The 497-nt window shown below is 40.0% G+C and carries 1 protein-coding gene and 1 pseudogene; both read left to right on the top strand.

Going from position 1 to position 497, the window contains the following annotated elements:
• Positions 1–268: pseudogene (locus L5849_RS17520) on the top strand (cytochrome b); the annotation flags it as partial.
• On the top strand, positions 269–418 hold the full coding sequence (locus L5849_RS17515) for a hypothetical protein (RefSeq protein ID WP_370459238.1): 150 nt from the start codon (positions 269–271) through the stop codon (positions 416–418).
• The last annotated feature ends 79 nt before the right edge of the window (positions 419–497 follow it).

Below are 497 nucleotides of genomic sequence, written 5' to 3'. Positions count from 1 at the left end.
CGTAATTATAGCTGCTACAATTTTACACATTATATTCCTTCACCAGTCAGGATCTAACAACCCAATCGGAGTAAACGCAGATTCTGATCGAATTCCATTTCATCCTTACTACTCCATCAAAGACGCCCTAGGCTATATACTAGCTATCCTGGGACTATCCCTCATAGTGCTATTTGAGCCAAACCTCTTTACAGACCCAGAAAATTTTCTAATGGCTAACCCCCTCGTCACCCCCATTCACATTAAGCCGGAATGGTATTTCTTGTGAATATATGCAATTCTGCGATCCATCCCCAATAAACTAGGCGGAGTTCTTGCCTTATTCGCAGCCATATTAATTCTATTTATTCCTCCTCTTACCCATGTAATAAACAAACGAAGATTAACATTCTACCCCCTAAACCAACTCATGTTCTGAATTCTTGTAGCCTCATGAATAATTTTAACATGGATTGGTGGACGACCTGTAGAAGACCCCTACATTTTAATTGGTCAAC

The organism is Erythrobacter sp. SN021, from assembly GCF_021864455.1.
This window is presented reverse-complemented; position numbering and strand designations above follow the sequence as displayed.